The sequence below is a fragment of the Thiohalomonas denitrificans genome (genome assembly GCF_900102855.1).
Lineage (GTDB): Bacteria > Pseudomonadota > Gammaproteobacteria > Thiohalomonadales > Thiohalomonadaceae > Thiohalomonas > Thiohalomonas denitrificans.
Window position 1 is genome coordinate 1 of sequence record NZ_FMWD01000024.1, and the last position, 4,373, is coordinate 4,373.

General features: G+C 48.1%; 3 protein-coding genes and 1 pseudogene. All 4 read left to right on the plus strand.

Going from position 1 to position 4,373, the window contains the following annotated elements; all coding sequences use genetic code 11:
* Positions 1 to 282: IS30 family transposase (locus BLP65_RS16495; protein WP_139181550.1), on the plus strand; the 282-nt coding region annotated here is incomplete at its 5' end.
* A 126-nt stretch (positions 283 to 408) separates the two neighbouring features.
* Complete coding sequence (locus BLP65_RS16500; RefSeq protein WP_175452631.1) at positions 409 to 1,695, plus strand: hypothetical protein; 1,287 nt, start codon at positions 409 to 411, stop codon at positions 1,693 to 1,695.
* Between the two features lie 93 nt (positions 1,696 to 1,788).
* Positions 1,789 to 3,600, plus strand: a complete 1,812-nt coding sequence (locus BLP65_RS16505) for an AAA family ATPase (protein ID WP_092999404.1) — start codon at positions 1,789 to 1,791, stop codon at positions 3,598 to 3,600.
* A gap of 423 nt (positions 3,601 to 4,023) precedes the next feature.
* Positions 4,024 to 4,373 (plus strand): annotated as a pseudogene (locus BLP65_RS17135) (hypothetical protein); the annotation flags it as partial.

Consider the following 4,373-nt stretch of genomic DNA (forward strand, 5'->3'; position numbering starts at 1 on the left):
GGTCAGGTCGAAACGCTGACGCTCGACAACGGTAGTGAGTTCGCCCACCACCCCGTGGTGACCGAACAGCTTGGCTGTGATGTCTACTTTGCACGGCCGTATCATAGTTGGGAGCGTGGAACGAACGAAAACACGAACGGGCTGATCAGGCAATATTTCCCGAAGGGAACCGATTTTTCCAAGATCAGCAAAGAGCAGATCCAGGAGGTCGAGAATAAGCTCAACCTGAGACCACGAAAGCGGCTCGGCTACAAAGCGCCCATCGAACTGATGGTCGCATAAGCGATGAAGGGGGGCGTTGCACTTATTGGTTGAATTCAGGATCTCCCGCTTTTCGTTGATCCTTTTCTGCTCTTTTCTTCTACAGATCCAGAGTTTCAGGCCCTTCACGAAAAGATCGTAGGTCATTTGGTTTATCTTCGAGAGCTTGCTGTAAATAATCCATCTATCGGCCTGACACTTTTTCAGTTCCCTGAAATCCGGCAGAACTGGCTTGGCCTGTGCAAGTGGGGCAACAATGGAAAAGGTCTTGGCCCGAAATTTGCCAAGAATTTGATTAGCGCCTTCAATGGCTTCTATCGAAACTTCGGGACAGAAACAGTCACAGATGCTTCTCATATTGAGAAACTGACACTTGTCGGATCTGGCATTGGCCGTGATTTCATCAGCGACTTTACAACTAATCTAATATTCGAGTTCCTGCTTGAGTACTCGGAGAAGTTCGCAAAGCAACATCTTTATGAACAGCAGAGAAAAACATTCACAGTCCGGTGCCATTTTGATCAGGATCTAATGATCTGGCAGTCTGAATCCTTTGAGCTACCTTACTTTTACAAAGGCGACCGTGAAGAAGACTTCATACTACTAACGCCAGTTGACATTCTGACTAAGGATGATGCCTTCATTTGCCACAGCGATTTCACAAGCGAGTTCCGAAGAATTGCGAATTCACTTGACAATACTGCGCTAAGAGATGCGATAAACCTCTACTTTATGAAGCGGTTGCCGACCGACCCCAAAAAAGACGATATTGAACGGGCTATTGATGCAACCGTCCAGAAGTACCCTGAAATCCTCGATTACTACATAAAGAAAAAGGAGTCAGAGAAAGACAAGGCTACAGCTCTCTCGTCCGAGAAGGTTTCGAAATTGAGAGATGAACTGCTCGCGACTCTCACTGAGTTCTGTAAGCACATTTTTGTAAACAGTGATTTTTATAAGATTAATCCCTCAAGTTACAGTGAAGCACTGAAGCGCGCTCATTTTCTCAAACAGGTGATAGAAGATAACGATGGATATAGGATCTTCTACAAAGATGGGAAACCGATCGCTTCGGAGGATACTGTTCAACGGATTTTTCGCCTAACATGGTTCGCGTCTCCTATTGATGTTAACTCCGAAGTAAATAATGGTAGAGGCCCCGCCGATTACAAGGTTTCGTTTGGAAGCCGTGATTCGACAATAATTGAGTTTAAGCTCGGCCGCTCTACTTCGCTCAAAAAAAATATGAAGAATCAGACTGAAATCTACAAGAAGGCATCTAAATCTATATCTGACATCAAAGTTATTCTTTGCTATACGAAAGCTGAAATCGCAAAGGTGAATAGGATACTCAAGGCCATGCAGCAAGAAAATGCGGAAAATGTGGTTATCATTGATGTCACTAAAAAAGGTTCAGCTTCTAAGGTATGTTGATAAGGGCTAACAAGGCGCTGCTGCCGAAAATTTTTCGCTGCGCTCCAAAATTGCCGCAGAGCGCGACATTAGATTTTATTTTTGGGGGGAGAGATGAGGCTTCATAGACTGCATGTTGAGGGGCTGCGTCGACTTCAATCTGTCGATGTGGAGTTCGGAGACGCAACATTTTGTATTGGTCCAAACAACTCAGGAAAGAGTTCTGTTCTAATTGCGATCGAGTACCTTTTGTCCGGGAATAAGCGTATACCAGAGGCTGATTACTACTCAGAGATCGACGCAGAAACGGGGGAGAAGAAGGTTTTATCGGATTGTGTTGTGTTGGAAGCCGAGTTTAGAAACGTGCCCACAGAATCGGATGAATGGCGTGGCTTTAAAGGGCGTACATTTACATACGAGGTCCCAGTCGGATCAGATGAGACGGGGATTTCCATCTACTATCGCAAGAGCTATCCATTAGGAAAAGATGTAGTCGTAGAGTTGAAGTCTAAGGAGCGCAAACTTGCTGCTCAGTTCGAAGGATGCAAAAGCCCGCAAGACTTTATTGACGCGGGTGCATCAGAAGAACTATTTGAGGAACTGTTTGGAGATCTTGCGAAGAACATCGCGGCGAAGGACAAAATTAAGTTGCAGGCAGTTGATGAGATTTGGGAACTTAGCGACCAAGAAGAGTGGTTTCAAAATCCCGGAGGTATCCCCGGTAACGTCCTAAGCCGCTTGCCACGGTTCCTTAAGATTCCTGCTGAAGCAGCATCATATGAAATTGACGACCCAAAAAAAGGCGTATTAGGAAAGACTCTGAACGAGCTATTTGAGGACGTCAGAGATCAGTCCGACAACTACAAAGAAGCGCAGAAGCACTTAGATGAGCTTACCAAAGAGCTCGATCCGTCTGACGAAAACTCTGAGTTCGGGAAAATGATGATTGAGCTCAACAAGGTCCTGTCGAGCGTATTTCCAGATTCGGCGCTTCATGCAACCGCCGATCTCAGTGACCCCAAGAAGGCCTTGGTGCCGTCATTTGAAATAGCCATGTCTAGCAATATTCAAACACCGGTAAGTCATCAAGGCACCGGGATGGTTCGGTCCGCAGTGTTTGGAATGTTGCGATTCCGTCAGAAATGGCTGTCGACCCGTGAGGATAAGTCAGAACGTAGTTTGATTATTGGCTTTGAGGAGCCTGAAATTTATCTTCATCCCAGTGCGGCAAATCAGATGCGAGATACCATCTATGAACTTTCTGGTGTTAATTCGCAAATCGTTGCCACAACGCATTCGCCGTTCCTGATTGACTTATCGCGAAAACCCAGGCAGGTGTTGAATCGCTTCCGGTGTGAGGATGTTTTTACGGAAAGCGCTGCCTTCAATGTTTCAGACGAGTTTGTTGCATTGAATGATGAAGATAAAGACTACGTAAAGATGCTGCTTCGGATTGATGACTATGTAGCCAGAGCCTTCTTTACCAAGATGGTGGTGCTTGTGGAAGGTGATACTGAAGATATCGTTTTGCGAGAAGCGCTAAAACGTCTCCCGGCTGAGTTGAGAAATAAGATTTCATCAGATTTTGAGGTTATTAAGGCGCGCGGAAAAGCGTCCATTATTGGTATTGCTAGGTACTTTCATGCTTTGTCTATAAATTTTCGAGTAATGCACGATAGGGATGCGGGAGTTGCGGGGGCAGAAAAATTCAATCAGCCGATTCAGGAAGCGGTAGGAGATCCTGACAGGATTGTAGTCCTTGAAGAGTGCCTGGAGGACGTTCTCGGATACCCGCCGCCATCGTCAGAAAAGCCATTTGTGGCTTATAAGGGGGCAAGTGCTTGGGGTGAGTCCTGGAAGGACGTGCCAGAAAACCTACGCTTAATCATGGAAAGGCTATTTGACGGTTACGTAAAGGCCGAATAAATGGGGTCGCCCATTAGCCGCCTCCGTTCAAGTCGGCAATACCGTACCCCGAAGCCGCGGTACCCCGTTGAGCAGAGCCTGATCAGCTCACAAAGCTGCCGAAACACGCGCCCGGGTTCTCGTTCGTCTCGGGTCGCGGTCAGAAAGACTGATCCGCGCCAGTCACACATCTGGATCAAGGCACCAGGACCCGCTTCGGTGGGAGGCTCGGTATCCCGCCCCTGGCGCCACGCGGCGCCCCAGAAGACCGTTGGTACCCTGTCCTGTCCAAGTGATGCAAATAATGGGGTCGTAGTCTGAGGAATCCCCACGAATCCGTGGGCTAAGTACCTGAAATCTAGGAAAAAGAGGTGGACATGCATCTCCTGACGTGATCTTCTTGTGGTTGCGAAGCCCAAGAAATCATCCGAAAAGGAGCAGAAGATGCACGCCACCGACATCCTTGATACGTGTCTCCCCGAGCTGTGTCAAACCATGCACGCGAGCCGCTACGTTGCCGTCAAAGCAGCCGTCTCATCCACATTAGCCGAGCGGTGTGTAAGCGTTACCGGTCTGGGGCGCGGTGTCGGGAGTAGCACCCTGGAGAAGTACAACATCAAGCGAATGGACCGGCTTATCGGCAATCCACGCCTACTCGGGGAAGCCGTTTTGGTTTACGGGGAAATGACAAGCTGGCTGGTTAGCCCTTCGACTCGCCCGCATATCTTGGTGGATTGGTCGCCTGTTAGTGTCGATGGCCGCTTTCACGTGTTGCGCGCTTCGGTTCCGGCCGA

What these genes read in the sequence shown, in the direction of transcription:
- BLP65_RS16505 (WP_092999404.1), top strand. Translation starts at nt 1,789, where the DNA reads ATGAGGCTTCATAGACTGCATGTTGAGGGGCTGCGTCGACTTCAATCT.